2 protein-coding genes are annotated in these 2,567 nt (G+C 44.9%); both read left to right on the top strand.

From position 1 onward, the window contains the following. Positions 1–1,365, top strand: a 1,365-nt coding sequence (locus RRG12_RS42765) for a response regulator (RefSeq protein WP_420763262.1), incomplete at its 5' end; no start/stop codon positions are given. Continuing rightward, on the top strand, positions 1,362–2,567 hold a 1,206-nt coding region (locus tag RRG12_RS42770), incomplete at its 3' end, for a GAF domain-containing protein (RefSeq protein WP_420763263.1). The genes RRG12_RS42765 and RRG12_RS42770, both read left to right, overlap by 4 nt.

The raw sequence follows: 2,567 nt of genomic DNA on the forward strand, positions 1-2,567 counted from the left end.
AACCCAGATCGGATCTTTAGTCGTGCAGTCATTCTAGATCGGCTCTGGGGATTTGGGGATGCACCAACTGAAAGTGCAGTTACGACTCATATTAAAGACTTGCGAAAGAAGCTGAAAACAGCAGGACTAGCAGAAGAATTTCTAGAAACTATATATGGTATGGGCTATCGCATCAAGCCTGCACCTAATCATTCCATCTCTGTTATGGCAACAAATCCCGATGGAAAGAAAAAAACCGGCTCCAAAGATATGACTTCTGTAAATCGGGTGCTGGAGCGATTTCGTAATTCCTTTGTTGGACAGGTTGGAGTGTTGGAACGGGCAAAAACTGCACTCTTAGCCGGGAATTTTAATGAAGATTTACACCAGCAGGCATTGCATGAAGCCCATAAGCTAGCAGGTTCGATGGGGTCGTTCGGTTATCCAGAGGGTTCCCGGCTAGCACGAAAAATAGAGCATTTACTGCTTCAATATTCCTCGCTATCTCCAGATAAAATCTCTGATTTCTCGCAACTGGTAACAGCATTACAGCAAGAGTTAAGCAAGCCTGTTGTTACTTCCACCGCTCAAAGCGTCCCGATGAACCAAACTTATCGTCTGTTAGTCATCGATGATGATGCGATGCTGACGGAACAGTTGCAGGCAGAAGCCGACTCATGGGGAATCAGAATGAAGGTTGCACCAAATTTAGCAACAGCCCGATCGCTTTTTTCCTTAAAAACTCCTGACGTAGTTTTACTGGATTTGAGTTTTCCTGGAACCGAAGAAGATGGATTAGTATTGTTGAGCGAGATAGTACAGCGATCGCCAAATATCCCAGTGATTGTTTTTACAGGAAGAGATACCCTAGTAGATCGACTGGCAGTATCGCGTTTAGGAGCTAGACAATTTTTGCATAAACCGGCGACAACCGAGCAGATTTTTCAGGCGATCGCTCGTGTCTTACCTCAACCTAAAACTTCCGAAGCCAAAGTTTTAATCGTAGATGATGATCCTGTAATCCTGGCTGGACTATCGGCGTTACTAACTCCTTGGGGGCTGGAAGTAACAACTCTCTCTCTATCACAACAATTTTGGAAGGTGCTGATTGCAACATCTCCAGATTTGGTGGTGCTAGATTTAGAAATGCCGATAGTTAATGGTTTAGAGTTGTGCAAAGTTGTGCGCCAAGATGCCCAGTGGGGAGATTTACCGATTTTAGTAGTGACAGCCCATACTGATGCAGAATTTCTTCAGCAAGCTTTTGCTGCCGGAGCCGATGATTTTATCAGCAAGCCAGTGCTAGGGCCAGAACTTGTGACACGGGTACTGAGCCGCATTCAAAGAACGCGCTGGCGCTCTCAGCTAGGCAGAAGTCAAGCATGATCGGAAAATCACGATTATTGAAGTACGGTGTGGCTATTGCCTCAGCTGCGATCGCCACCTTCTTGTCAGTCTGGCTAGAACCGCTGATTTCTCGAACCATTGGTGGATTTTTCTACATAGCGATCATCGCCAGTACTTGGTATGGTGGCTTTCGACCAGGAATTGTTACAGTTGTTCTTTCCACACTGGCAATTGATTATTACTTGATTCCCCCTCGATATCAACTGGGGATTAATCAATCAGAAGATGTATTGCGGTTAGGAATTTTCTTATTGGTTGCCTTGATAATTAACTTGGTGACAGGCAATCTTCAATACAGCAGACGGAAGATTCAACAACTCAACCAACAATTGTCTCAGGAAAATGCCGAGCAATTGCGGATAACTCTTGACGATCGCAAACAAGCACAAGAAACGTTGCAACAGCAATTTGAGCAACAGCGCTTAGTGATGGAAATGACTCAGCGTATCCGGCGATCGCTGAATTTACAAGATATCTTGCAAACTACTGTCGATGAAGTGCGGCATTTTCTAGAGTGCGATCGCGTCACTATCTTTCAATTTTATCCAGGTTGGGGTGGAACAATTGTTGTTGAGTCTGTTGCACCGGAATGGATGGCTCTTTTACCACTCCAGATTTACGACCCTTGCATTGGTGAAGAGAACGTTGAACCCTTTAAACAAGGCTTAGTCACTGCGAAAACTGATATTTATACTGCCGGAATTAGTCCCTGTCACGTTCAATTTTTGGAAAGTCTCCAGGTGAGGGCAAATCTCGTCGTTCCCATTTCTTTGGGAGATGAATTGTGGGGATTAATGGCAGCTCATCAATGTGCGGCTCCTCGTGAGTGGCAATCTTCAGAAATTACTCTGTTGCGGCAGTTAGGAGCGCAGGTAAGCATTGCTATCCAGCAAGCAGATTTGTTTAAACAGTTACAGATAGAACTAACGGAGCGCAAACAAGCAGAAATTGACCTACAACAACTAAATGCCGAACTTGAGCAACGGGTGCAAGAACGCACTGCACAACTGACAGAGACGAATGATCGCCTGCGAAAAACAGTGATAGAGCAGCAACAAACCCAACTCACACTTTTAGAACAGGCGCAAAAGCTGGAGCTTCAGGCTGTAATCACCCGAAATATGGGGGAAGGCATTTGCTTAGTGAGAATTGATAATGCAGTCATTATCTATGCCAATCCT

This window comes from Nostoc sp. CALU 546 (assembly GCF_048836525.1).